A 23,036-nucleotide genomic window follows, 5' to 3' on the forward strand; every position below is an offset into this window, starting at 1 on the left:
CCTGCCCCGTCCCTCCCTAGTCTTCGTCCGCCTCATCGGTGTCCTGGCCGGCGTCATCGGACAGGTCGAGATCGGAATCGGCGCCATCGTGAATGGTCAGGCCGTCGGCTTCCAGGGTGTCGTCATCCTCGGCCAGGGCGACCCCGGGCATCAGATCGCGATCGAGGCCCATGGCGTCGAAATCGTCTTCCTCGGGCTCGTCGATTTCGACGTGCTTTTGCAGCCCCTGGATGACGGCTTCCTTGAGATTGGGGATATCAACGGTGCCATCGGCGATTTCGCGCAGCGACACGACCGGGTTCTTATCGTTGTCACGATCCACGGTCAGGGCCGATCCGGCCGAGATGTCACGCGCCCGCTGGCCGGCGACCAGCACCAGTTCGAACCGATTGGGGATCTTGAGGACGCAGTCCTCGACGGTAACGCGGGCCATGCAAACCCTCCAGAAAGCGTAAGGTCAGGGGGACGGTCCGGGCGGCGCAAAGCTGCCCGGGGGACCGGCATATATAGAGACTAGGCCGGCGGTTTGCAACCAGATCGACCGATTACAAACGTTCCGCCGCCTGATCGGCGGCAAGGGCGGCGATCAGGGTGTCGATCGGTTGGTCAAGAACCGGGTGGCGCCAGTCGGGCGCGATCTCGCGCAAGGGGAATAAAACGAAACCGCGCTCGGCCATGCGCGGATGGGGCAGCAGCGGCGGCGCCCCGGTCCGGCGCAGCTCGTCATAATCAAGCAAATCGAGATCAAGGGTGCGGGCGGCATTGATCTCGCCGCGCCGACGCCCGAATTGATCCTCAAGGCGATGAAGCAGCCCGAGCAGGGCGACGGGGTCGAGGTCGGTGACCAGACGGGCCACGCCGTTCACGTAATCGGGCTGATCGGACGGTGGAACCGGGCTCGTCCGATACCAGGCGGAGCGGGCGGCGACCACCACTCCGGCGTCCTCAAGGGCGACCAACGCCGCGTCAAGTGTATCCCTGGGCGAGCCGGCCGGACCGGCCAGATTGGCGCCGAGAGCGATATAGATCATCGAGCGATTTCTCCTGGAAGGCCGTGCTTGCAGCGCGCCCACAAAACGCTTACGTAATTGGGCGGTAGGACCCGCTGATTTATAAGGTGTGTCTACTTTCCAATACTGGATAATGATAATTCTTTTTTTGTGTGAGGCTATCTAATGATCTTTTATCCCCAGGAGCGAATCGGCCTGTTCATCGACGGTTCGAATCTCTACGCCGCCGCCAGGGCGCTGGGTTTCGATATCGACTATAAGCGCCTGCTTGAGCTCTTCGCCGCCAAGGGCCGGCTGATCCGGGCGTTTTATTATACCGCCCTGGTGGAGGATCAGGAATATTCCCCGATCCGCCCGCTGGTCGACTGGCTGGACTATAACGGCTATACCATGGTCACCAAGCCGACCAAGGAATTCACCGACGCCACCGGCCGACGCAAGATCAAAGGCAATATGGACATCGAATTGGCCATCGATGTCATGGAAATGGCGCCCCATCTCGACCATATCGTTCTTTTTTCGGGCGATGGCGATTTCCGCCGGCTGGTCGACGCGGTCCAGCGCAAGGGCCTGCGGGTGACCGTGGTCAGCACCGTGCGCTCGCAGCCGCCGATGGTCGCCGACGAGTTGCGCCGTCAGGCCGATACCTTCATCGAACTCCTTGATCTCGAACCCAGCATCGCCCGGGCGCCCTTGCACCGCGAGCCGCCGCCCTCCGCCCTCGCCGCGTCCCATCATGACGATGATGACGAGGACGATGAGGACGACGAGGACGAGGACGACCAGATCGATCAGTATATGCCCAAGTAAGGATGGCTTTCGAGACGTTAAACGACAATGACAGCGTGTAATCCCCAGGCGCCGGGGGTCGATTGCCCCCGGTGCCCGCGACTGGTCGCCTATCGGCTGGCCCTGCGCCGCGATTTTCCCGACTGGGCGAATGCCCCGGTCCCCTCCTTCGGTCCGCTGGGCGCCCGCCTGCTGGTGGTCGGCTTGGCGCCCGGCGTGCGCGGCGCCAATCGCACCGGCCGGCCCTTCACCGGCGATTACGCCGGCGACCTGCTCTATGCCACCTTGATCGATCTTGGTTTGATGACCGGGGTTTTCGACCGCCGGGCCGATGACGGCCTGACGCCGATCGACGTGCGCATCACCAACGCCGTGCGCTGCGTGCCGCCTGAAAACAAGCCGACCGGCCCAGAACAGGTCGCCTGCCGGCCGTTCCTGGCGGCGGAAATCGCCGCGATGCCGGCCCTACGCGGCATCCTGGCTTTGGGCCGCGTCGCCCACGAGGCGATCTTGCGCACGCTCGGCCAACCCCTGAAGGCCCACCCCTTCGCCCATGGCGCCCTGCACCCGATGCCGGGCGGCCTGCTGCTGGGCGAAAGCTATCACTGCTCGCGCTACAACCAGAACACCGGCCGCCTGACCAACCCGATGTTCCGCGAGGCGGTCACGCGCTTGGTCGAGGCGATTAGCTAGGACGGTGGGCCTGAAACTTGGTCCCCGCTCACCGCTCTAACAGACGGATATTGAAGCAAATCGTCGTCGCGGTCTGGTTCAGATCGCTCGGAGATTTGCTTCAAATCGGCCATCTCTCTTTCCAGAACGACGAAGGTGCCAAGGCACCCCTGGAGGAAATCCCCCTCTCCTCCCCTCGCCACCCCCGCGATACCTTGCAAAACGGTAGGCGAAGGCGTGACGACGATCGGGGACGACATGAGCGGGAAAGCCTGGAAAAGGGCGGCGGCGTTTACCCTGGCGATCATCGGGAGCGCCGCCATAACTTGGGCGCAGGACACCCCCCGGTCTTCCCCGGAGACGACTCTCAGGCCCGAAGAACCGGCCCAGGCAAACAGCCCCGGCGACCAAGTTGCCTTGACCAGCGACCGCCTGGAGTTGGACCTGCGGGGCGAGTTGAAACGCCTGAGCCAACGCATCGACGATTTCGATAAGCAGATCAGCGCCAATCGATCCCTGGTCGAGGGCAACAACGCCCATCTCGACCAGATCCTCTCGCTTCTTGGCCTCTTGCTCACCTTCTTTTGTTTGGGAGCGGCCACTACGGGCTTTTTCGCATATAAAAACGCCGGTCGCCACGCCCAAGAGCAAGCCGATGAGTGGTTGAAGGCCAACGCGAACCCCCTTCTGGCGAAAACGGAACACGATCTGAGATCGGCGATCGAACCCATGATCAGAGATATGATCGCTCAGGGAGAAAGGGCGAAAGAAAACGCTGATGCAATAGAGAAAATAAAGAATAAAGTCGAACAAGATATATCGCCAAAACCATCCCTATCAGACAAAAACGAGATTTCAGCGGAAACAATATGTCAATCAGAAATGACCGCGCACCCTACAATAAAAGAAGATTATTACAATATTGAATCTTTAAATGAAGAAAATTACTCTCTTGATGAACTTAGGACACTTGGACTCGGTGCTTTTTCTTCTGAAAATTACAGTCAGGCGTTTTCATTTTTTAAACGCATCACGCAAATGACCAACCTTAATAAATCAGATCTTATTCAAGCACATCTTAATATGGCCGCGAGCTTGGTAAAACTCGACCGCCTGGAGGAAGCCTCAAAAACCTACGAAATCATCATCCACATGCTGTCCAACCGCTGATGGCCGTTGGATGGCGTCGATAGAGATCCTATTTTGGGGTGGTCAGTGGACTTGGGAATGCCAAGCCTTCACCAAGGCTCACCGGTGCACGAAGATGGTCCCGTTGATCCAGAGCCAATAAGCATAGAGCGGCAAGTGGAAAACCAAGGGCGGAGCGTTGATATGCCAATGACAGAGACCATTGCCAATAACGAGGCGAGGTTACGCGCCCAGTTCGCCCAGGCGATGCTGGGAAAGGCGGTCGTCTTGGACCGGATGGGGAAAACCGATGAGGCACGCGCCGCCTATGACGCGGTTATCCAACGCTTCAGGTCCGATCCCGAACCCAGAATTCGTCAGCAGGTTACCGAGGCCCTGTACGCTCTCTATTTGATGCAAAGACAAGAAAGCGAGTCCGCTGGGCTGGTCACGCTAACGAAGTGACCACCGAACAAACCGCGCTCAAAATGCGGCTTGTCGCGGCCATGGCCGAAAAACGCGCAGAACTCAGGCCAAAGGTCTATTTCTCCAGCAGCTTATCGATGGCGTCGGTCAGATCGCGGTCTTTGGGGTCGGTCAGGGCCGAGAACGAGGCGGCCAGCGAGCCGTCGGGGGCGATCAGGTATTTGTGGAAGTTCCAGCGCGGCGCCGACAGATCGGGGCGGCTGGCCTTGGCCCAGGCATAGAAGGGATGGGCGCGGGCGCCGCTCACCGCGGTCTTGTCGGTCAGCGGGAAATCGACGGCGAAGGTGCTTTCGCAGAAATCCTTGATCTCGGCCGCCGAGCCCGGTTCCTGGCCGCCGAAATCGTTGGAGGGCACGCCAAGCACGATCAAGCCCTTGGCGCGATAGGCCTTCCACAGCGCCTCGAGCCCCTCGTATTGGGCGGTGAAGCCGCATTCCGAGGCGGTATTGACCACCAGAACCGGATGTCCGGCCCAGGCGGCCAAAGGCAGGGTTCCGCCATCAATGGCGGGGAAGCTATAGTCGTGGGCGCCGGCGGCCTGGGCGCTGGCGGGTCCGCCGAAGCTGGCCAGAGCCAGCCCCAGGGAAAAAACGCCCCGTATCAGCCAGTCACCACCCCCGGATCCCTTGCTCGCCTGTTCCATAACCCGATCCCTTCGCGCCGCGTGTCCCACTTGATCTTTGATAGGGGAGAGCGGCGGTTTTGGATCACCCCTTATCGCGTAACACCCGAGCCTTGTCGCGGTTCCATTCGCGCTCCTTGATCGCCTGACGTTTGTCATGGGCCTTGCGGCCCTTGGCCAAACCAAGCTGAACCTTGGCGAAACCGCGATCGTTGAAATAAAGGTAGAGCGGCACCAGGGTCATGCCGTCCTTGTTGATGGCGCTGATCAGGCGCCGGGCCTCGCGCCGATGAACCAGCAGCTTGCGCGGCTGGCGCGGCTCGTGGGCGAAGGCCTTCACCGCCTGGGTCCAATCGGGGATATAGGCGTTGTAAAGATACAGCTCGCCGCTTTTCGGCCCGGCGTAGGAATCGGCGATATTGGCCCGGCCGGTCCGCAGCGACTTGACCTCGGTTCCCACCAGGATAAGCCCGGCCTCGATCGTCTCCTCGATGGAGTAGTCATGCCGGGCCCGGCGGTTTTCCGCCACCCGTCCGTGGGATATCAGGCTATTGCCAGCGCGTGCCATGCCGGTCCAATGATCTCCGAATAAAAGAAAGGGGGGCGCTCTGTCAGGCGAGCAGACCGGTCGCCCGCAGGGCCTCTTCGACCTTTTTACGCGAGGCCTCGGAAATCGGCACCATCGGCAGGCGGGTTTCGGCCGAGCCCTTGCCAAGCAGGCTGACGGCGTATTTCACCGGGCCCGGGCTGGTCTCGCAGAACATGGCGTCATGCAGCGGCATCAGCTTGTCGCGGATGGCAAAGCAGGTCGCCAGATCGCCCTCGCGCCAGCTGCGCTGCATCTCGGCGCACAGGCGGGGGGCGACGTTCGAGGTGACCGAGATACAGCCCACCCCGCCCTGGGCGAGGAAGGCGGTCGCCGTGGCGTCCTCGCCCGACAGCTGGATGAACTCGGGCCCCAGAACCACCCGGGTCTTGAGCGGCCGGGCCAGATCGGCGGTCGCGTCCTTCACCCCTTTGATATTGGGCAGGTCGTGGGCCAGACGGGCCATGGTCTCGACGCTCATGTCGACGATCGAGCGACCGGGGATGTTATAGATGATCACCGGCAGATCACCGGCGGCACCGGCCACGGCCTTGAAGTGCTGATAGAGCCCTTCCTGGGTGGGCTTGTTATAATAGGGGGTCACCACCAGAACCGCGTCGGCCCCGGTCTTCACCGCGTGACGGGTGAAATCAACCGCCTCGGCCGTGGAATTCGATCCAGCCCCGGCGATCACCGGCACCTTGCCTTTGGCGACCTCGACGCAAAGTTCCACCACCCGTTTGTGCTCGTCATGGCTCAGCGTCGGCGATTCTCCGGTGGTGCCCACGGGCACCAGGCCCTGGGTGCCTTCGGCGATCTGCCAGGCCACGAAATCCTGGAAGGCGCGCTGGTCGACCGCTCCGTCGCGGAACGGGGTGACGAGGGCGGTGATGGAGCCCTGCAACATGGTGTTCTCCATAATATCACTTCATTTTAGGCGGACGCCGCGAGTGCGAAAGCTTGTGTTTTAGCACAGTGGTGTTCCCCGGCAAGAACCTATAGGCAGGCAATTCGCTCTTGCGGCGAGGCGATCGAACGACCAAAGTCTAGGCGGACAGGCCCAGGACCGCGCCCCCGCTTCGTTTCAAGCGAACATCAAGCGGCCGGTCCGGGCCGGATTGACGAGAGGGGAGCGGTGACGCCGCGCCAAAACCGCGCCCGCCTTTCCCCTCCAGGCTCTGACCCCACCGCGAGGTTACCTTCCCGTGCGTTTGCTTTCCATCGTGCTCGTCTGCTTGATCATTCTGCCCCTCGCCGCCCGGGCCGCCCCGCTGTCGGTCAGCGATGAGGCGACCTATGCCGGCGCCTTTCGCGCCGCGGATCTCGGGCAATGGCCCCAGGCGATGGCCCTGGCGCGCAGCGCGTCGGATCAGACGCTGCGCGATGTCGTGCTCTGGCGCCAATTGCGCGCCGCCGGCCGCGACAACGCCGGCCTTGAGGACCGCATGGCTTTCGTCCTCGGCCATCCCGACTGGCCCTTGCTGTCAACCATCCAGCGCCTAGCCGAAGACGACATGCTGTCGCTGCCGCGCGCGCCCTCGCAGGTCATCGGCTTTCTCGAACGCCGCAAGCCGGTCTCCCCCGGCGGCGAGATCGCCCTGGCCCGGGCCTATCTGGCCTCGGGCGCCCGCGACAAGGCGGCGCGGCTGATCCGCTCGGCCTGGGTCGCGGGGGATTTCACCGCCAGCCAGGAAAAGGACCTGCTCGGCACCTATGGCGACCTGCTGCGCACCGACGACCATTGGGCGCGCGCCGACAGGGTGATGTGGGACAACCGCATCGACGCGGCCCGGCGCATGGTGCCGCGGCTGGACAAGGCGCGCGCCGCGGTGATCACCGCCCGGGTGACCCTGGCCGAGGGCAAGATCGACCCCAACGCCGCGGTCAACGCCGTGCCCAAGGCCCTGCAAAATGATCCGGGTCTGGTTTTCGAACGCGCCCGCTGGCGACGGCTGGCCGGGCTTGACGACGCGGCGATCGAGTTGATGCTCCACCGGCCCTCGGCCGAGGGCCGGGCCGACCGCTGGTGGCAGGAACGCGCCGTTCTGCTGCGCGAGGCCTTGGATCGCGGCCTGATCACCAAGGCCTATCGTCTGGCCGCCACCCACGAAAACGACCGGGGCGCCGCCTTCGCCGAGGGGGAATGGTTGGCCGGCTGGATCGCCTTGCGCTTCCTTCACGACGCGCCCCAGGCCTTCAAGCACTTCAAAACCCTGTATGAAGGGGTCTCGACGCCGATCAGCCTGTCGCGCGGCGCCTATTGGGCCGGGCGGGCGGCCGAGGCGATGAAGCGGCCCGACGAGGCGCGCCAGTGGTACCAGAAGGCCAGCGCCTTTCCCGCCACCTTTTATGGTCAATTGGCCGCCGAGCGCACCGGCGCTCCGCTCTCGAAACTGTTGCCCAAGGCCGATGCGGCGGCGAGCGACGCCGAACGCAAGGCCCTAGCCAATGATCGGCTGGTCGTCATCGCCAGCCAACTGGCCCAAATCGGCCGAATCGATGAATTGCTGTCTTTCACCCTGGCTTTGAACACCAAGCACAAGGGGGACGGCGCCCGGGCGATGATCGCCGGCATCGCCCTGAAGGCCGGCTATCCCGGCGTCGGCGTCTTCGTGTCGCGCCGCGCCGCCCAGGATGGCACCTATCTGGTCGAGGCCGGCTATCCGCTGCCCAAGGCCCTAGCCCCTTCGATCAGCGAGCACGCCCGCCGCCAGGGCGTCGATCCGGCGGCGCTTCTCGGGCTGATCCGCCAGGAAAGCAATTTCGACCGCGCGGCGCGCTCGGCGGTGGGCGCCTTGGGGCTGATGCAGCTTATGCCGGGCACGGCGCGCACGGTTTCAGGCCAGGAGGGGCTGGCCTTCGATCAGGCGCTGCTGACCCGCGATCCCCTCTACAACGTGCGGCTGGGAGCGCGCTATTTCGGCGATCTGCTCAAGCGCTTTGATGGATCGGTGGTGCTGGCGGCGGCGGCCTATAACGCCGGCCCGGGGCGGCCGACCGAATGGATCGCCCGCAATGGCGATCCGCGCGCCATGGATCTGGCCGACGCCATCGACTGGATCGAGATGATCCCCTATCGCGAAACCCGCAATTACGTTCAGCGGGTGATCGAAGGCATGCTGGTTTATCAGGTGCGCCTTGGTCAGACCCTGCCGGCCAAGGCGCCGGCTCAGGCCCTGGGCATCGCCGGGCGCTCGTAAGGGCACGCCGCAGACGGGCCCTGGCGCGACGGTCCTGAAATTTGCTTCAGGCACGCCGCTTTACGGGGAGAGGCGAGCGAATTCGTCGTCGCTTTCCGGTCGAGACTACCCGGCAGTCCAGGCGGCGATCAGGAGGCCGCCGCCGGGTTCAGGGTGCCGTCGCCCAGACGTTCCAGGCGCTTCTGGGAATCGCCGGCCGGCGGATTGGCGATCTGCTGCAGCTCGGCCGGGGCGGCCAGACGCCGACAGTGGCCTTCCATGAAGGCGCCGGGCTCGATCGCCAGACTCTCGTGGCTGATATCGCCGGTCATCCGCGCCGTACTGGCCAGGAACACCGATTTGGCGTTGATCTGGCCGTTGACCGAGCCATGCATGCGCAAGCGCTCGGCGACGATCTCGCCGGTCACCGATCCCGAGATGCCGATGATCAGCGAGGTGCAGCGGATATCGCCCTCGACCCGGCCATCGATCTGGATTTCCCCGCCACTGACAAGATCGCCGGTGATGGTCAGATCGGCGCTGATGATCGAGGGAACGCCGCGATCAGGGGTACCCTCGGGCTTGCCGACTTCGGCGGTCGACCGTTTGGAGCTAGCCTTCGAAAACATTTTTCCCCGCTTTCAAGAAAACCGTCGGGTTTCTTGGATTGCCGTTGACACGCACCTCGTAATGCAGATGCGGACCGGTGCTGCGGCCGCTATTGCCCAAGGCGCCAATCACGTCTCCCCGCCCCACCGATTGCCCAAGCTGCACTTTGATCGTACGCAGATGGGCATAGCGGGTAGATAGCCCCATACCGTGGTCTATTTCAACCACTCGACCATAGCGGCCCCGCCAGCCGGCGTAAACCACCTTCCCCGGTCCGGTCGCCGACACCGGCGTATCCATCGGCGCGCCCATATCCAGACCCTCGTGGCGCGACAGCCGGCCATTGACCGGATCTTCGCGCACGCCAAAGGGGGAATTGATCCGATAGCTGGTGGCCAAAGGCGCGGCAAGGGGCAGATCGAAGATCAGGGCGTTGAGCATGCCCCAGCGGTCGAGGCGCTCGTTCAGCCGATCAAGGCTGTCACGCGCCGGTTCATCCTCGACAGCGGGCAGTTCGACGGGCAGGAAGGGTCCGCCCTGACCGCCGACCGGCTGAAAGCGCCTGCCCTTGCGCCGGAGCAGCGAGGCGACATCGAGGCCGGTGGCCGACAGATCCTCTTCCAGGGCGCCGATGCGTTGCTGGGCCATCTTGCCAAAGCGATCGACCAGACGCTTCTGGGCGTCCTTCATGTCGAGAAGCGTGCTTTCCATCGAGCGGATCTTTTTGAGCAGATCCTGGTTCTCGGCCAAAGCCAGATCGCGCTGGAGCACCACCTTGCGCATCTCGAGCTCGATGCCATCGAAATCGGTCAGCAGCACCTTGGCCTTCGACAGATCCTCCATCCCTTGCTGAAGGGTGGCGAGCTGGGCCATGAGCGTTTGCCGTTCGCGGTCGTACCGCTTCTGCTCCTTGAGGAAATCGGCGTCCTGGCCGCCGGCGACCCCCGCGGCCGCCCCGTTCCCCGCCCCGTTCCCCGCCCCGTCCGCCGCCGCCGTCGGCGCGGCGACCTCCCTGGTCTCGCCGGTGCCGAGCAGGCGATTGAATTCGGCGTGATTGCCTTGCAGCGAGTGGGTGACCTCGACGACCTTTTCCTTATAAACCCCCACTTCGGCCAGCAGCGCCTTATAGGCGTCGCGGGCATCGTCGATGCGTTCGTTCTTGGCCGACAGGATATCGTCCATCCACACCAGGGCGACGGTGGCATAGGTGACCCAGCCGAAGAAACCCAGGGCCACGACGAGCAAGCCGATCTGATGGAGGCCGGTGACGGTGAACTGCCGCATCGCCCCATCGGAGCGGACCATGAGGTGGCGATCGGGGAAATGGCGGCGGAGCAGGCGTCGGACCTGGGAAAGGTGCAGATCCTGGGGGTCGAACTCCGACATGAGGTCTCCTGTTCCAAATCCGCCCCCATCCCGACCCAGGGAGCATTCGTGCCGTTTTCCGCCTTGCGGGCGAAGGCGGCGGCTTCGATGGATCCGTGGCGGCGTGCGAACGCGGCGCGACCCCGCCCGATCAGGACCATGGCTTAGGCGACTACGGGCGCACCATCGGCGGTACGCGGCGGACTGGAAGGATCAGAGAAATGCTCCTGCGACCCCCTATCAAGGCAACCCTCTTAAAATCCGCCTTGACGTGATACAACAAAAAAATTCGACACCGCCTTGTGTGCCGCCCGGACCCGAGCCTTTTCATGCCCCTTGACGCCCCCCCCCTTCTGCCGAGCGCCGACTCGGACTCCACCGTTTCCATCCTTCAGGCCAAGGGCGACGCGCCACCGGCCGCCGCCACCGCCGCCGTCGGTTGGCCCCTTTTGGCGCTGACCACCTGGTTCGGCTCGGGGTTGATCCCCCTGGCCCCGGGCACGATGGGCAGCATCGCCGCCCTGCCCTTCGCCTGGGCGATCGCCTGGACCTGGGGTCCCTGGGCCCTGGCCCCGGCCGCCGCCCTCGTCTTCGTCATCGGCACCCTGGCCGCCGAGGCCCATGTCCGCCGGTCGGGCGAAAAGGATCCCCAGCGCATCGTCATCGACGAGGTGGCCGGGCAATGGTTGACCCTGGCCGTCGCCCCCCTCGATCCGCTCGCTTACGGGGTTGGCTTGGTGCTGTTCCGAATTTGCGATATCACCAAGCCCTGGCCGGCCTGCTGGGCCGACCGCAGCGTTCCCGGCGGCTTTGGCATCATGCTTGATGATGGGTTCGCCGCCGTCTATTCCACTTGTATGATGGCGCTTTACGTCCATTATTTTATGTGACCGATAAGGATTTGATATGACCGCCCCCTTCCCCAAGGATCTGGTTTTGCATGCCGAACAGGTCCTCGCGGCGCTGCGTGCCAAGGGCTTCATGCTGGCGGCCGCGGAATCGTGCACCGGCGGCCTGATCACCGCGGCCCTGACCACCGTCGCCGGCTCCAGCGCCGGCGTCGATCGCGGCTTCGTGACCTATTCCAACGAGGCCAAGACCCAGATGCTGGGCGTTCCCGAGGACATGCTGGCCGCCCATGGCGCCGTCAGCGCCGAGGTCGCCCAGGCGATGGCCGAAGGGGCTTTGAATAATTCCCAGGCGGCGATCGCCATTTCGGTCACCGGCATCGCCGGACCCGAGGGCGGCTCGCCCGACAAGCCGGTCGGGCTGGTCTTCATGGCCTGCGCCCTGGCCGACGGGCCGGTGGTGGTGCGCCGCCACATCTTCGCCGGCAACCGCAACGATATCCGCCACGCCACGGTTAATGGCGCCTTCGACATGATCTTGCGCACCCTGGAAGACGAGGCCGCCCAATCCGCGCCCGGCTCCGCCTATGATCCCGAGCCCGGCAAAAGCCGCAAAATCGAAGACGACGAGGCGTCCGAGCCCGCGTCCCCGGCCCCCGAAAAGCCCTGAAATTCCCCGTCCGAGACGACTTATTACAGTTTTGTTGCAGTCGCTCCTTGAATGCGGCGACTGCCCTTTGCCATATAAAGCGCACGACGTGCCCCTAACCCCTTCCAGGGGATACACGCCCGTTCCGCTCGGCGAAGGGTCGCCTTGATCCTCTCGTCCGCTCCCGGCCCCCCGCCGGACGGAGGCGCTGCGATGACCGCGACCCAGACCCTGATCACCCTGCTCGGCGAGATCGCTTTCCTGCTGTGGGGGATCCACATGGTCCACGGCGGGGTGATACGGGCCTTTGGCACCCGTCTGCAAGCCGCCCTGGCCGCCAGCCTGCGCACCCGGTTTCATGCGCTGATCGCCGGGGTCGTCGTCACCACCGTTTTGCAAAGCAGCACCGCCACCGCCTTGATGGCGACGGCCTTCGCCGCCGAAGGGACGGTCACGCTGGTGAGCGCCCTGGCGGTGATGCTGGGCGCCAATATCGGCACCACCCTGATCGTTCAGGTGCTGTCCTTCGACATCACCCTGGTCTTTCCCGTGTTGATCCTGGTGGGATATCTGCTGGCCAAACGCGCCGGCCCCGGCCGGGCCGGTCCCATCGGCCAGATCATCCTGGGGCTCGGCTTCATGTTGCTCGCCCTTCACCTGCTGATCGAAACCATGGCGCCGATCGAAAGCGCGCCCTTGCTTGGCGAGCTTCTGGCGGCGATCACCGCCGACCCGCTGGTTATCGCCCTGCTTGCCGCGCTGTTCACCTGGGCGGCCCATTCCAGCGTGGCGGCGATGATCTTCATCATGACCCTGGGCGACACCGGGGCCATTAGCGGCGAAACCACCCTGGCGATGGTGCTGGGCGCCAATCTGGGCAGCGCCGTCAATCCGCTTTTGGAAAGCGCCCGGGGTGATCGGGCGAGCCGACGGCTTCCTTTGGGCAATATGATCAACCGTCTGGTCGGATGCGCCCTGGCCTTCCCCTTCCTCGGTCCGCTGAGCCGGGCGATGGCCGACCTCGATCCGGGGATGGACCGCATGGCGGTGAATTTCCATACCTTGTTCAACGTGGGTCTCGCCTTGCTGTTTTTGGCGCCACTGCCCCTTCTCGCCCGGCTGCTCGAACGGATGGTGCCCCCCCGTCCGCGCGCCAACGACCGCGGCCGGGCGCTTTATCTCGACACCGGCGCCCTGGACAACCCCGGTCTGGCCCTTAGCAACGTGGCGCGCGAGGCGCTCCACATGGCCGATGTGCTGGGCGGAATGATCGAAGGCTCACGCCGGGCCTTCCTGTCGGACGACGAAGCCGATGCCAGGGCGGTCAGCCGCGAAGACGATATCCTTGATCGTCTGCATGGTCAGATCCAACGCTATGTCGGGGCGATCGACCCCGAGGGATTGAGCGCCGATCAGGCGTTGCGGCTGAGCAATCTTTTAAGCTTCGCCATCAATATCGAGCATTGCGGCGACATCATCGACAAGACCCTGATGGACCTCGCCCTCAAGCGCATCCGCCTGCGCGCCACCCTGCCCGGCGACGGCATGATCGATATCGACTCCCTGCACCATCGCCTGGGCGTGCATATATCGCTGGCCATCGCCGTCATCATGCAGGCCGATCACACCGCCGCCCGACGGCTGGTGATTGAAAAAGAGGAATTCCGCGAGATCGAACGCCGCGCCACGTTGCGCCACCGCACCCACCTGCGCGAGGGCCTGGGCGCCGATATCGCGGCCAGCGGCTTGACCCTTGATATCGTGCGCGATCTCAAGCGCATCGATTCCCACATCGCCGCCATCGCCCATCCTTTGCTGACCGAAACGGGCGAGCTGCAGGTCAGCCGGCTGGTGTCATGACCGGATCGCCCGCTAGCAGGAAGCCGCCATAGGCGATCACGGAAAATCCCGTTAGAAAGAGAGTGAAAAGTCCGGGTAACGACGCGGTGGCCTATGGATAGTCTTCTTCCCCGATTGGATGGCGCTTCGCCGTGGATCGAGGCGGCGCTTGAAGCTTTGGCCGATGGCGGCGCCACGGCGGTTCGCATCGAGGCCCTGGCCAAGCGCCTGGGGGTGACCAAGGGCGGCTTCTATTGGCATTTTCGCGACCGTGCCGATTTGCTTGCCCGGGTTTTGGAGTCCTGGAAGGACGGCCGCATCGTCGCCTTGGGCGCGGCGATCGGCCCGCGGGGGGATGAATCCCCGCGCGATTGCCTGATCCGGCTTTTCGTCCGCCACCTGGAAAAGCCCAATCTCCGCAGCCTCGCCCTTGAACTGGCCATCCGCGACTGGGCCCGCGCCGACGGCGCCGCCGCCCTCACGGTCGAAGCGGTCGATGCCAATCGCATGGCCCGGGTATCGGCGGTTTTCGAGGCGGCGGGCTTCACCGAACCCGAGGCGCGGCGACGGGCCCGGCTGTTCTATGCCATGCTGTTTGGTCAGGCCCTGGTTTCGAAGGTTCCCGCCGATGATCCGGTCGATCGCACGGCGCGCGATTGCGTCGATTTGCTGATGGGCGGCGCTGATTGGGCGGCCTGATCGGCCTAACGTGATCGGCTTACGCCGCCGCTCAGCCCGCCTTGCCTGTCGGAAGGGCGAGCAGCAAGATCGCCCCCAAGACCAGGGCGCCCGCCATCAGATCGGTCGGCAGCAAGGCCTCGCCCAGCAACAGGGCCGATAAGCCCGCCGCCGACAGTGGCACCAGGGCGCTGGCGACCCCCGCCGCCCCGCCCGAGGTTCCCGCCACTCCGGCATGGAACAACACGAAGCCGCCCACGGTGACCGGCGCCCCCAACCACAAGGCGCCAAGCCACGCCGCCGCCGGCGCGCTCGACAAAGCCGCCAGCGGCTGCTCGGTCAGGGCCGGCCCCAGCGACAGCGCCAGCGAGGCGAAGCTGACCGCCGTTGCCGTCACCACCGGCGACAGGTGAACCACGGCGCGCTTGCCAAGAAGGGTAAACAACGCCTCGCAAACCACGGCGCCAAAAAGAAGAACCGGCCCAAGCCAACCGCTTCCGCCAGCCCCCTTTCCGCCATGGAGCAGGGCGCCGGCCCCGGCGGCCAGCAGCACCGCCACGCCGATCCGCCGGTCAAGGCGCTCGCCGAGCAGGGGCACCGCCAACAGGGCGACGACGGCGGGCAGGGTTCCCAGGGTCAAGCCGGCCTCCACCCCGCCGCTGCGCCGCAGCCCTTCGAGCAGCAAGACCGAGAACAACACGCAACCGGTCAGCGCCTGCAGGCCGAGCGCCAGGACCGCCCGACGTCCGGGCCAGGCCGGCCAGCCCTGACTGAGCACCATCCAGGGGATCAACAAGCCAACGGCGATGGCGAAGCGCACGGCGGTGGCGGTGAAGGGGGGAAAGGCCGCGGTCACCACCTTCGAGGCCACGACCGAACTGCCGACCAGCAGAAAGGCGCCGCAGACCATCAGCAAACTGGCCGAGGGGCCGAACGGACGACGAAGGCTGTTGCCTGGGGAGGAGAGCGCGGTCATCGACCTAGCTGGCCCGCCGGTCGGACCATTGGCAATAGCGGAAATGACCTATGGGCGTCAGGCGAAAAGCATCGCGGGTAACCGGGCCGGTTGGCTTATAATCGATGATGAAGACCGTTTCCTCGACCAACCCCTTTTCGATCAGGGCCCGCCCGACACGACGCGAAATCCCGGCCGGACGGCCGGTAATCTCTTGAAGAAACAGATCCTCGATAGCCCTGTGTTCCGCCTTTGTCAGGTGATCGAGGCTGGCGGTCATTTTATGCGAAGCCCCCTGGAGCATCGGCGGTGGATCCGTCTCGCCCCATGCTAACGGTACCCACGGGCGCATCAAGAAAAAACATGTCTCAAATTGCGAGTAAAAGACTCCCGGCAGGCGCGGAGCGGTTTCCCCGAGTGGTTTTCTGTTATGATAAACCATCTGCGGATCCAGCCTCTGCCGTTTCCCATTCCCCCCGGAATGGGGCCGAGCGGAGGGAACGCAAGGAGGGTATCGGTTCTTCCATGTTGTTCGCTCCACCCCGCGGCACCAACGACCCCGAGGATTTTCCCGGGGAAGGCAGCGATCCCCGGACGCTCTTTCCCGCTCCGCTCTCGGCCCGGCTGGTTCTGCTCGGGGGCCTGTTCACCCTGTTCAGCACGGTGGCCATCACGCTTTGGCTGATCGGACTGGCCGCCCGCTACCCCGATCACGCCCTTTTGGCGCCGGTGGCCGGCGGCGGCGCGGTCATCGTCACCCTGACCGGGGTCTGCCTGATCGCCTTCCTTTTCCGCGAACGCCGCCATCTCGCCGCCGAGCGCCGGCTGGCGCTCAGCGAGGCCCGGTTGCAGACGGCCCTGGAAAACACCGGGGACGGCATCTGGGATTGGCAGATCCCCGGCGATGTCGTTCATCTCAACGGCGCGCTGATCGCCCGCCTGGGCTTTCCCGTCGACACCCCCTCGCCCACCGCCACCTGGGAAACGATGATCCATCCCGAGGATCGCCCGGCCACCCTTGCCGCCTTTCACGACCATCTCGCCGGCAAAACCCCGAGCTATCATGCGCGCTATCGCTGGAAGCTGCCCGATGGCGTGATGATCTGGGTAGAGGCCAAGGGCCGGGTCGTCACCCGCGACCGCTCGGGCAAGCCCTTGCGCATGACCGGAACGCTGAGCGACGCCACCCCTCAGGTCGAAGCCGAAGAGCTGATGCGCGAGAAATCGCGGCGGCTCGAGGAGTCCAACCGCGATCTCGAACAATTCGCCTATGTGGCCTCCCACGACCTGCAAGAGCCGCTGCGCATGGTCTCGTCCTATCTGGGACTGCTGCGCCGGCGCCACGGCGACCAGCTCGCCCCCGAGGCGCTGGAGTTCATGTCCTATGCCGAAGACGGCGCCAAGCGCATGTCACGGCTGATCCTCGACCTTTTGGAGTATTCGCGCGTCACCACCCGGGGGGAGCCCCCGGAAACGGTCGCCCTGGCCGAGGTGATCGACGAAGCGCGGTCCAACCTGCGCATGATCATCGACGAGACGGCGGCGCGGATCGACCTGCTGGGCTGCGATCGTACGGTTTTGGCCGATCGCGGACAGGTGGTCCGCGTCTTTCAGAATCTGATCGGCAATGCCCTGAAATACCGTTCGCCCGACCGGCCGCCGATAATCACCCTGCGCTGTGGCGAAGACGAGGGGTGGGTCAACGTCAGCGTGGCCGATAACGGCATCGGCTTCAGTCCCGAGCACGCCGAACGGATCTTCATCATCTTCCAACGCCTGCATGGCCCAAAAGCCTATGAGGGCACCGGCATCGGCCTGTCCATCTGCAAACGCATCATCGAGCGCCACGGCGGCACCATCGAAGCCCAGGGAACCCCGGGCGAAGGGGCCCTCTTCCGCTTCACTTTGCCCCGCGCCCCCGGACCCTCCCGGTCGACGGGCGGCGCCCCCGACAACCAAGACCGTCGCCGCCGCGACCAAGGCCGGGGCGCTGACGGGAGGGGGCGCGATCAGGGCCGCTTGGCGCCGTAAAGCTGTTCGGCGCGGCGCTCGAACGAGGAGACCATCAGGCGGACCGCCTCGCTGAACAAGGCGCCGATGATCTTTTGCAAAAGCGGCGACTTGAATTCGAAATCCACATAGAAATCGATCATCACCCCGCCGTTCTCGCCCGGATCGAAAACCCAATGGTTGTTCAAGTATTTGAACGGACCTTCGGCATAGGTGACGCTGATCTTGTGCTTGGGATCAAGCTCGACGCGCGAGGTGAAGCGCTCGCGCACCATCTTGAAGCCGATCACCAGATCGGCCCACACAACATCGCCCTCCCGCTTCTTGATCCTTGATGCCAAGCACCACGGCAGAAAGCGCGGATAACTTTCGATATCGGCGACCAGATCGTACATTTGTTCGGGCTGGTAAGGTAAGAACCGTTTCTCGGCGTGTGTGGGCATTGATCAGGGAATCACTTGGTGGCGGCGGCGTCCTGTCGGGCCTTGCGCAGGTCCTCGAAATCGCGGTCCGCATGGTGGGAGGAGCGGGTGAGCGGCGACGAGGCGACCATAAGGAAACCCTTGCCCCGGGCGATATCGGCATAGTCCTTGAATTCATCGGGCGTCACGAAGCGGTCGACGGCGACATGCTTCAAGGTCGGCTGAAGGTATTGACCGATGGTCAGGAAATCGACCCCGGCCGAACGCATGTCGTCCATGACCTGCAAAACCTCCTCGCGGGTTTCCCCCAGACCGACCATGATGCCCGATTTGGTGAACACCCCCGGATCGATCGTCTTGACCCGGTCGAGAAGCTTCAGGGAATGAAAGTAGCGCGCCCCCGGACGGATGGTGGGGTATAGCCGGGGCACGGTCTCCAGATTGTGATTGAAGACATCGGGACCGGCTTCGACCACCCGGGCAAGCGCGCCTTGCGGCTTGTCACGGAAATCCGGGGTCAGTACCTCGATCGAGCAACTCGGGGCCCGGCTGCGGACCTCGGTGATGCAGCGATGGAAATGGCCGGCCCCGCCATCGGCCAGATCATCGCGATCGACCGAGGTGATGACGACATGCTTCAGGCCCATCGCCACCACGGAGTCGGCCAGATTGACCGGCTCCTGGTCATCGACATGGCCGGGCTTGCCGGTCCGCACGTTACAAAAGGCGCAGGCCCGGGTGCAGATATCGCCCAGGATCATGAAGGTGGCGTGACGGCGCTTCCAGCACTCGCCGATATTCGGGCAGGCAGCCTCTTCACAGACGGTGAAAAGGTTCTTCGAGCGCATAAGCTGGCGGACCTCCGCGGCCTCGTGGGAAACCGGGGCCCTCACGCGAATCCACTCGGGTTTGCGCGGCGACGGATTGTCGGGCCGGCGAACCTTCTCGGGGTGACGAATGATTGGAGTGTCCATCATGGTGTCCCTAGAAATGGATGGCGCGACCGTAAGCGTCAAGCACGGATTCATGCACCATCTCCGAGAGGGTCGGATGGGCGAAGACGGTGTGGATCAAATCTTCCTCGGTGGTCTCCAGGGTTTTGGCGATGGCGAAGCCCTGAATCAGCTCGGTCACCTCGGCGCCGATCATATGGGCGCCCAGCAATTCGCCCGTCCGCGCATCGAACACCGTCTTGATCAATCCCTCGGCTTCGCCAAGGGCGATAGCCTTGCCGTTGCCGACGAAGGGGAAGCGTCCGACCTTGACCGTAAAGCCCTTGGCCTTGGCCTTGGCCTCGCTCAGCCCGATGCTCGCCACCTGGGGATGGCAATAGGTGCAGCCGGGAATCTTCATGGTATCAAGGGGATGAAGGTCCTTCTTGCCGGCGATCACCTCGGCGACCAGCACGCCCTCGTGGCTGGCCTTATGGGCGAGCCAGGGCGGAGCGGTCAAATCGCCGATGGCGAAGATTCCGGGGTCGCCGGTGCGACAGAAGGCGTCGGTCACCACATGGCCGCGCTCGACCTTGATCGACGGCACGGTTTCCAGGCCGATATCTTCGATATTGGCGGCGATGCCAACGGCCATGATCACCCGATCGACGGTGATCTCCTCGGTCTTGCCGTCCTTCTCCAGGGTCGCCGTCACCTCATCGCCGGATTTTTTCAAGGCTTTGACCGTGGTGGCGGTCTTGATGGTCATCCCCTGCTTTTCAAAGGATTTTTTGGCGAAGGCGCTGATCTCCTCGTCTTCGACCGGCAGCACCCGCTCCAACACCTCGACCACCGTCACTTGCGAGCCGCAATCGGTGTAGAAGCTGGCGAATTCGATGCCGATGGCCCCCGAGCCGACCACCAGCAGGCGCTTGGGCAGGGACTCGGGGATCATGGCGTTCTTATAGGTCCAGACCAGCTTGCCGTCGGCCTCGAGCCCGGGCAGGGTTCGCGCCCGCCCCCCCGTGGCCAAAATGATCGCCTTGGCCGCCAGGGTCGTCGTCTTGCCGTCCTTTTCGACGGTCAGCTTGCCCGCGCCGGCCAGCCGGCCGTGGCCATCGATCACCGTGACCTTGTTCTTCTTGAGAAGATGGCCGACGCCGCCGGCCAATTGTTTGGCCACCCCGCGCGAGCGCTTGACCACGGCGGCCACATCGACCTCGGCCCCCGTCACCTTTAAGCCATAGGCGCCGGCATGGCGGATCTGGCGGAAGACCTCGGCGCTGCGCAACAGCGCCTTGGTCGGAATGCAGCCCCAGTTCAGGCAGATGCCGCCCAGGTGCTCGCGCTCGACCACCGCCGTTTTCAGGCCAAGCTGGGCGGCGCGGATGGCGGCGACATAGCCGCCGGGTCCGGCGCCCAGAACGACCACATCGAAGGAAGTCTCGGTCATGGCAAATACCCTTCCGATCGGGTGGGCAAGAGAAACGGGCGAATGCGACTAGAGCATCATCGCCATGGGATCTTCGATCAAGATCTTGAAGGCGCTAAGGAATTCGGCGCCGACCGCGCCATCGACCACCCGATGGTCAACCGAGAGCGTGCAACTCATCACCGTGGCGATCGCCAAGGCTCCGGCCTCGACCACCGGGCGTTGTTCGCCGGCGCCGACGGCCAGGATGCAGCCCTGGGGCGGATTGATGATCGCGGCGAACTCGCGGATGCCGTACATGCCAAGGTTGGAGATGCTGAAGCCGCCGCCCTGGAACTCCTCGGGCTTGAGCTTGCCGTCGCGGGCCCGCGTCGCCAGATCCTTCATCTCGGCCGAGATCGTCGCCAGCCCCTTCTGGTCGGCCTTGCGGACGATCGGGGTGATCAACCCGCCCGGGGTGGCGACGGCAACCGAGATATCGACATCGCTCCACAGCACGATCGCCTCGTCGCTCCACGAGGCGTTGGCGGCGGGCACCTTGCGCAGGGCGAGGGCGACGGCCTTGATGATCAGGTCGTTGACCGACAGCTTGACCCCGTCGCCGCGCTTTTCGGCCCGGGCGTTCAAGCTCTTACGCAGATCAAGCAGGGCGTCGATCTTGCAATCGACGGTCAGGTAGAAATGGGGAACCGTCTGCTTGGACTCGGTCAGGCGCCGGGCGATGATCTTGCGCATCGACGTATTGGCCACCTTGGTATGGGGCGCGTCGGGCAAGGCCACGGGCTTGGGCGCGGCGGCGGCGACCGCTTGCGGCGGAGCGGCGGGAGCGACCGGCGCGGCAACCGCCTTTTCGGCCGTTTTACCGGTGCCGGCGGCCAAAGCCGCCTCGACATCGCGGCGCACGATGCGGCCATGGGGGCCGCTGCCTTGAAGGGCTCCCAGATCAAGGCCTTCGGCGGCGGCGATGCGCCGGGCCAGCGGACTGGCGAACAGCCGTTCACCGGCCGCCCGCTTGGGCGCGGCCGCCGCCGGGGCGGGCGCGGCGTCGCTTTGGGACGCCGCGGCGACAGGGGCCGGCTCGGGCGCGGCCTTGGCCGGGGCATCCGGGGCTTTGGCCGGAGCGGCCTGGACCAGGGCGCTGGCGTCCTCGCCTTCCTCAAGCAAAATGCCGATCGGCTGGTTGACCTTGATGCCGGCGGTGCCGTCGGCGACCAGGATCTTGCCAAGAACGCCCTCGTCGGTGGCTTCGAATTCCATCGTCGCCTTATCGGTTTCGATTTCGGCGATGACATCGCCGGCGGCGATGGGATCGCCCTCCTTCTTCAGCCACTTGGCCAGGGTTCCCTCCTCCATCGTTGGAGAGAGCGCGGGCATCAGGATCTCGATAGGCATGGTGCGCTTCCTTCTCGCCGGATCAAGACTTGTAGCAGGCGGCCTTCGCCGCCTTGACGACCGCCTCGATCGACGGCAGGGCAAGCTTTTCCAGATTGGCCGCATAGGGCATCGGCACGTCTTCGCCGGTGATGCGGATGACCGGGGCGTCGAGATAATCGAAGGCGTTTTCCATGATGGTCATGCCGATCTCGGCGCCGATGCCGGCGAAGGGCCAGCCCTCCTCCAAGGTGACGCAGCGGTTGGTCTTGCGCACCGAGGAGAGGATGGTTTCAACATCAAGCGGACGGATGGTCCGCAGGTTGATCACCTCGGCCTCGATCCCCTCGCCGGCCAGGGCCTTGGCCGCCTCCAGGGCGACGCCGACCATGCGCGAGAAGGCGACCAGGGTCACGTCCGCTCCGGCGCGTTCCACCTTGGCCTTGCCGATCGGCAGCACGAAATCGGCATCGTCGGGAACCTCGAAGGTCTGGCCGTAAAGGATCTCGTTTTCCAGGAAGACCACCGGATTGGGATCGCGGATCGCCGCCTTCAGCAGGCCCTTGGCATCGGCCGCGCTCCACGGCGCGATCACCTTCAGGCCGGGGCAATGGGCATACCAGCTGGCGTAGCACTGGCTGTGCTGGGCGCCGACGCGGGCGGCGGCGCCATTGGGGCCGCGGAAGACGATCGGACAGCCCATCTGACCGCCCGACATGTAAAGGGTCTTGGCCGCCGAATTGATGATCTGGTCGATGGCCTGCATCGAGAAATTGAAGGTCATGAATTCGACGATCGGCCGCAGCCCGGAAAACGCCGCGCCGGTGGCCAGACCGGCGAAGCCCATCTCGGTGATCGGCGTGTCGATCACCCGCTTCTCGCCGAATTCGTCAAGCAGCCCTTGCGAGATCTTATAGGCGCCCTGGTATTGGGCGACTTCCTCGCCGAGCAGGAAAACCTTGTCGTCGCGGCGCATTTCCTCGGCCATGGCATCGCGCAGGGCCTCGCGCACCGACAGCGTCACGAATTTATCGTAGCGCTTTTCCTCCTGGCGTCCGGCCTCGGCCCGCCCGCCCGCCGCCAGCGGCGTATCGGCGGGAACCGGGTCGCGCCTGGGCTCGGCCGGAGCGGGCGTCGTCTCCAAGGAGACGTCCTTGGCCGGGGCCGGGGCCGAGGCCGAGGGCTTGTGAACGTCGTCGATGGTTTCCCCCTCCTCGAGCAGAATGCCGATCGGGGCGTTGACCGGGACGTTCTGGGTTCCGGCCTCGATCAGGATCTGGCCGAGGACGCCCTCGTCGACGGCCTCGAACTCCATGGTCGCCTTATCGGTTTCGATCTCGGCGATCACATCGCCGGCGGCGATGGTATCGCCTTCTTTTTTCAGCCATTTGGCCAAGGTCCCCTCGGTCATCGTCGGGGACAGGGCGGGCATCAGAATCTGTACGGGCATGGTT

24 protein-coding genes are annotated in these 23,036 nt (G+C 64.6%); 10 read left to right on the forward strand and 14 right to left on the reverse strand.

Annotated features, from left to right (window positions below; all coding sequences use genetic code 11):
* Nucleotides 1–16: 16 nt before the first annotated feature.
* Together rpoZ and folK are read right to left on the reverse strand one after the other, a co-directional pair.
* On the reverse strand, nucleotides 17–433 hold the full coding sequence (gene rpoZ, locus RRU_RS09635) for a DNA-directed RNA polymerase subunit omega (protein ID WP_011389610.1): 417 nt from the start codon (nucleotides 431–433) through the stop codon (nucleotides 17–19).
* A gap of 112 nt (nucleotides 434–545) precedes the next feature.
* Nucleotides 546–1,031, reverse strand: a complete 486-nt coding sequence (gene folK / locus RRU_RS09640) for a 2-amino-4-hydroxy-6-hydroxymethyldihydropteridine diphosphokinase (protein ID WP_011389611.1) — start codon at nucleotides 1,029–1,031, stop codon at nucleotides 546–548.
* A gap of 144 nt (nucleotides 1,032–1,175) precedes the next feature.
* Between folK and RRU_RS09645 the strand changes: the two genes are divergently transcribed.
* From RRU_RS09645 to RRU_RS09660, 4 genes are all read left to right on the forward strand, one after another.
* Nucleotides 1,176–1,820 carry an NYN domain-containing protein gene (locus RRU_RS09645; protein ID WP_011389612.1) on the forward strand — a complete coding sequence of 215 codons (645 nt, stop codon included), beginning with the start codon at nucleotides 1,176–1,178 and terminating at the stop codon, nucleotides 1,818–1,820.
* A gap of 27 nt (nucleotides 1,821–1,847) precedes the next feature.
* Nucleotides 1,848–2,492: a uracil-DNA glycosylase gene (locus RRU_RS09650; RefSeq protein ID WP_011389613.1), complete on the forward strand. Its 645-nt coding sequence runs from the start codon at nucleotides 1,848–1,850 to the stop codon at nucleotides 2,490–2,492.
* A gap of 237 nt (nucleotides 2,493–2,729) precedes the next feature.
* On the forward strand, nucleotides 2,730–3,641 hold the full coding sequence (locus RRU_RS09655) for a hypothetical protein (protein WP_011389614.1): 912 nt from the start codon (nucleotides 2,730–2,732) through the stop codon (nucleotides 3,639–3,641).
* Between the two features lie 168 nt (nucleotides 3,642–3,809).
* Nucleotides 3,810–4,064 (forward strand): hypothetical protein, encoded by a 255-nt coding sequence (locus RRU_RS09660; RefSeq protein ID WP_237703859.1) that lies wholly within the window; start codon nucleotides 3,810–3,812, stop codon nucleotides 4,062–4,064.
* Between the two features lie 76 nt (nucleotides 4,065–4,140).
* On the opposite strand, the gene RRU_RS09665 is transcribed toward RRU_RS09660, so the two are convergent.
* The 3 genes from RRU_RS09665 to dapA form a co-directional block, all read right to left on the reverse strand.
* Complete coding sequence (locus RRU_RS09665; RefSeq protein WP_011389616.1) at nucleotides 4,141–4,728, reverse strand: glutathione peroxidase; 588 nt, start codon at nucleotides 4,726–4,728, stop codon at nucleotides 4,141–4,143.
* 64 nt (nucleotides 4,729–4,792) lie between these two features.
* Nucleotides 4,793–5,275: an SsrA-binding protein SmpB gene (gene smpB / locus RRU_RS09670; RefSeq protein ID WP_011389617.1), complete on the reverse strand. Its 483-nt coding sequence runs from the start codon at nucleotides 5,273–5,275 to the stop codon at nucleotides 4,793–4,795.
* A gap of 43 nt (nucleotides 5,276–5,318) precedes the next feature.
* Nucleotides 5,319–6,200 carry a 4-hydroxy-tetrahydrodipicolinate synthase gene (gene dapA, locus RRU_RS09675; RefSeq protein ID WP_011389618.1) on the reverse strand — a complete coding sequence of 294 codons (882 nt, stop codon included), beginning with the start codon at nucleotides 6,198–6,200 and terminating at the stop codon, nucleotides 5,319–5,321.
* 298 nt (nucleotides 6,201–6,498) lie between these two features.
* On the opposite strand from dapA, the gene RRU_RS09680 reads away from it, so the two are divergent.
* Entirely contained in the window at nucleotides 6,499–8,493 is a 1,995-nt protein-coding gene (locus RRU_RS09680) for a lytic transglycosylase domain-containing protein (protein WP_011389619.1), read from the forward strand.
* A gap of 128 nt (nucleotides 8,494–8,621) precedes the next feature.
* On the opposite strand, the gene RRU_RS09685 is transcribed toward RRU_RS09680, so the two are convergent.
* Entirely contained in the window at nucleotides 8,622–9,101 is a 480-nt protein-coding gene (locus RRU_RS09685; RefSeq protein ID WP_011389620.1) for a bactofilin family protein, read from the reverse strand.
* Nucleotides 9,085–10,467 carry a peptidoglycan DD-metalloendopeptidase family protein gene (locus RRU_RS09690; protein WP_011389621.1) on the reverse strand — a complete coding sequence of 461 codons (1,383 nt, stop codon included), beginning with the start codon at nucleotides 10,465–10,467 and terminating at the stop codon, nucleotides 9,085–9,087. Before RRU_RS09690 ends, RRU_RS09685 begins: the two co-directional genes overlap by 17 nt.
* 308 nt (nucleotides 10,468–10,775) lie before the next feature.
* On the opposite strand from RRU_RS09690, the gene RRU_RS09695 reads away from it, so the two are divergent.
* The 4 genes from RRU_RS09695 (at nucleotide 10,776) to RRU_RS09710 (ending at nucleotide 14,481) form a co-directional block, all read left to right on the forward strand.
* Nucleotides 10,776–11,336 carry a phosphatidylglycerophosphatase A family protein gene (locus RRU_RS09695; RefSeq protein ID WP_011389622.1) on the forward strand — a complete coding sequence of 187 codons (561 nt, stop codon included), beginning with the start codon at nucleotides 10,776–10,778 and terminating at the stop codon, nucleotides 11,334–11,336.
* 16 nt (nucleotides 11,337–11,352) lie between these two features.
* On the forward strand, nucleotides 11,353–11,964 hold the full coding sequence (locus RRU_RS09700) for a CinA family protein (protein ID WP_011389623.1): 612 nt from the start codon (nucleotides 11,353–11,355) through the stop codon (nucleotides 11,962–11,964).
* A 192-nt stretch (nucleotides 11,965–12,156) separates the two neighbouring features.
* On the forward strand, nucleotides 12,157–13,803 hold the full coding sequence (locus RRU_RS09705) for a Na/Pi cotransporter family protein (protein ID WP_011389624.1): 1,647 nt from the start codon (nucleotides 12,157–12,159) through the stop codon (nucleotides 13,801–13,803).
* 93 nt (nucleotides 13,804–13,896) lie between these two features.
* Nucleotides 13,897–14,481, forward strand: a complete 585-nt coding sequence (locus RRU_RS09710) for a TetR/AcrR family transcriptional regulator (RefSeq protein WP_011389625.1) — start codon at nucleotides 13,897–13,899, stop codon at nucleotides 14,479–14,481.
* A gap of 31 nt (nucleotides 14,482–14,512) precedes the next feature.
* Here the strand turns inward: RRU_RS09710 and RRU_RS09715 are convergent, their stop codons facing one another.
* Entirely contained in the window at nucleotides 14,513–15,436 is a 924-nt protein-coding gene (locus RRU_RS09715) for a DMT family transporter (protein WP_011389626.1), read from the reverse strand.
* Nucleotides 15,437–15,440: 4 nt separating this feature from the next.
* Nucleotides 15,441–15,857 carry a hypothetical protein gene (locus RRU_RS20015; RefSeq protein WP_237703860.1) on the reverse strand — a complete coding sequence of 139 codons (417 nt, stop codon included), beginning with the start codon at nucleotides 15,855–15,857 and terminating at the stop codon, nucleotides 15,441–15,443.
* A gap of 83 nt (nucleotides 15,858–15,940) precedes the next feature.
* Here RRU_RS20015 and RRU_RS09725 point away from each other — a divergent pair, with 83 nt between their 5' ends.
* Nucleotides 15,941–17,446 (forward strand): sensor histidine kinase, encoded by a 1,506-nt coding sequence (locus RRU_RS09725; protein ID WP_011389628.1) that lies wholly within the window; start codon nucleotides 15,941–15,943, stop codon nucleotides 17,444–17,446.
* On the opposite strand, the gene RRU_RS09730 is transcribed toward RRU_RS09725, so the two are convergent.
* Genes RRU_RS09730 through RRU_RS09750 form a run of 5 tightly spaced genes read right to left on the reverse strand, consistent with a single transcriptional unit; the run spans nucleotide 17,425 to nucleotide 23,032 of the window.
* The gene (locus RRU_RS09730; RefSeq protein WP_011389629.1) at nucleotides 17,425–17,868 is read right to left on the reverse strand and encodes a type II toxin-antitoxin system RatA family toxin; all 444 of its coding nucleotides are present in this window, start codon (nucleotides 17,866–17,868) and stop codon (nucleotides 17,425–17,427) included. The genes RRU_RS09725 and RRU_RS09730 overlap by 22 nt on opposite strands.
* An 11-nt stretch (nucleotides 17,869–17,879) precedes the next feature.
* A complete protein-coding gene (gene lipA / locus RRU_RS09735; protein WP_011389630.1) occupies nucleotides 17,880–18,824 on the reverse strand; it encodes a lipoyl synthase in 945 nt (314 codons plus the stop codon).
* Nucleotides 18,825–18,831: 7 nt separating this feature from the next.
* Nucleotides 18,832–20,232, reverse strand: a complete 1,401-nt coding sequence (gene lpdA / locus RRU_RS09740; RefSeq protein WP_011389631.1) for a dihydrolipoyl dehydrogenase — start codon at nucleotides 20,230–20,232, stop codon at nucleotides 18,832–18,834.
* Between the two features lie 48 nt (nucleotides 20,233–20,280).
* Nucleotides 20,281–21,603: a pyruvate dehydrogenase complex dihydrolipoamide acetyltransferase gene (locus tag RRU_RS09745; protein ID WP_011389632.1), complete on the reverse strand. Its 1,323-nt coding sequence runs from the start codon at nucleotides 21,601–21,603 to the stop codon at nucleotides 20,281–20,283.
* Nucleotides 21,604–21,625: 22 nt separating this feature from the next.
* Nucleotides 21,626–23,032 carry a pyruvate dehydrogenase complex E1 component subunit beta gene (locus tag RRU_RS09750; RefSeq protein WP_011389633.1) on the reverse strand — a complete coding sequence of 469 codons (1,407 nt, stop codon included), beginning with the start codon at nucleotides 23,030–23,032 and terminating at the stop codon, nucleotides 21,626–21,628.
* Between the last annotated feature and the right edge of the window lie 4 nt (nucleotides 23,033–23,036).

The organism is Rhodospirillum rubrum ATCC 11170 (assembly GCF_000013085.1).
Classification (GTDB): Bacteria; Pseudomonadota; Alphaproteobacteria; order Rhodospirillales; family Rhodospirillaceae; genus Rhodospirillum; species Rhodospirillum rubrum.

What these genes read in the sequence shown, in the direction of transcription:
- RRU_RS20015 (WP_237703860.1), bottom strand. Translation starts at nt 15,857, where the DNA reads ATGGTTTATCATAACAGAAAACCACTCGGGGAAACCGCTCCGCGCCTG.
- RRU_RS09660 (WP_237703859.1), top strand. Translation starts at nt 3,810, where the DNA reads ATGACAGAGACCATTGCCAATAACGAGGCGAGGTTACGCGCCCAGTTC.
- RRU_RS09745 (WP_011389632.1), bottom strand. Translation starts at nt 21,603, where the DNA reads ATGCCTATCGAGATCCTGATGCCCGCGCTCTCTCCAACGATGGAGGAG.
- RRU_RS09725 (WP_011389628.1), top strand. Translation starts at nt 15,941, where the DNA reads ATGTTGTTCGCTCCACCCCGCGGCACCAACGACCCCGAGGATTTTCCC.
- lpdA (WP_011389631.1), bottom strand. Translation starts at nt 20,232, where the DNA reads ATGACCGAGACTTCCTTCGATGTGGTCGTTCTGGGCGCCGGACCCGGC.
- RRU_RS09710 (WP_011389625.1), top strand. Translation starts at nt 13,897, where the DNA reads ATGGATAGTCTTCTTCCCCGATTGGATGGCGCTTCGCCGTGGATCGAG.
- RRU_RS09650 (WP_011389613.1), top strand. Translation starts at nt 1,848, where the DNA reads ATGACAGCGTGTAATCCCCAGGCGCCGGGGGTCGATTGCCCCCGGTGC.
- folK (WP_011389611.1), bottom strand. Translation starts at nt 1,031, where the DNA reads ATGATCTATATCGCTCTCGGCGCCAATCTGGCCGGTCCGGCCGGCTCG.
- RRU_RS09665 (WP_011389616.1), bottom strand. Translation starts at nt 4,728, where the DNA reads ATGGAACAGGCGAGCAAGGGATCCGGGGGTGGTGACTGGCTGATACGG.
- smpB (WP_011389617.1), bottom strand. Translation starts at nt 5,275, where the DNA reads ATGGCACGCGCTGGCAATAGCCTGATATCCCACGGACGGGTGGCGGAA.
- RRU_RS09685 (WP_011389620.1), bottom strand. Translation starts at nt 9,101, where the DNA reads ATGTTTTCGAAGGCTAGCTCCAAACGGTCGACCGCCGAAGTCGGCAAG.
- lipA (WP_011389630.1), bottom strand. Translation starts at nt 18,824, where the DNA reads ATGATGGACACTCCAATCATTCGTCACCCCGAGAAGGTTCGCCGGCCC.
- rpoZ (WP_011389610.1), bottom strand. Translation starts at nt 433, where the DNA reads ATGGCCCGCGTTACCGTCGAGGACTGCGTCCTCAAGATCCCCAATCGG.
- RRU_RS09715 (WP_011389626.1), bottom strand. Translation starts at nt 15,436, where the DNA reads ATGACCGCGCTCTCCTCCCCAGGCAACAGCCTTCGTCGTCCGTTCGGC.
- RRU_RS09730 (WP_011389629.1), bottom strand. Translation starts at nt 17,868, where the DNA reads ATGCCCACACACGCCGAGAAACGGTTCTTACCTTACCAGCCCGAACAA.
- RRU_RS09750 (WP_011389633.1), bottom strand. Translation starts at nt 23,032, where the DNA reads ATGCCCGTACAGATTCTGATGCCCGCCCTGTCCCCGACGATGACCGAG.
- RRU_RS09705 (WP_011389624.1), top strand. Translation starts at nt 12,157, where the DNA reads ATGACCGCGACCCAGACCCTGATCACCCTGCTCGGCGAGATCGCTTTC.
- RRU_RS09695 (WP_011389622.1), top strand. Translation starts at nt 10,776, where the DNA reads ATGCCCCTTGACGCCCCCCCCCTTCTGCCGAGCGCCGACTCGGACTCC.
- RRU_RS09645 (WP_011389612.1), top strand. Translation starts at nt 1,176, where the DNA reads ATGATCTTTTATCCCCAGGAGCGAATCGGCCTGTTCATCGACGGTTCG.
- dapA (WP_011389618.1), bottom strand. Translation starts at nt 6,200, where the DNA reads ATGTTGCAGGGCTCCATCACCGCCCTCGTCACCCCGTTCCGCGACGGA.
- RRU_RS09700 (WP_011389623.1), top strand. Translation starts at nt 11,353, where the DNA reads ATGACCGCCCCCTTCCCCAAGGATCTGGTTTTGCATGCCGAACAGGTC.
- RRU_RS09690 (WP_011389621.1), bottom strand. Translation starts at nt 10,467, where the DNA reads ATGTCGGAGTTCGACCCCCAGGATCTGCACCTTTCCCAGGTCCGACGC.
- RRU_RS09655 (WP_011389614.1), top strand. Translation starts at nt 2,730, where the DNA reads ATGAGCGGGAAAGCCTGGAAAAGGGCGGCGGCGTTTACCCTGGCGATC.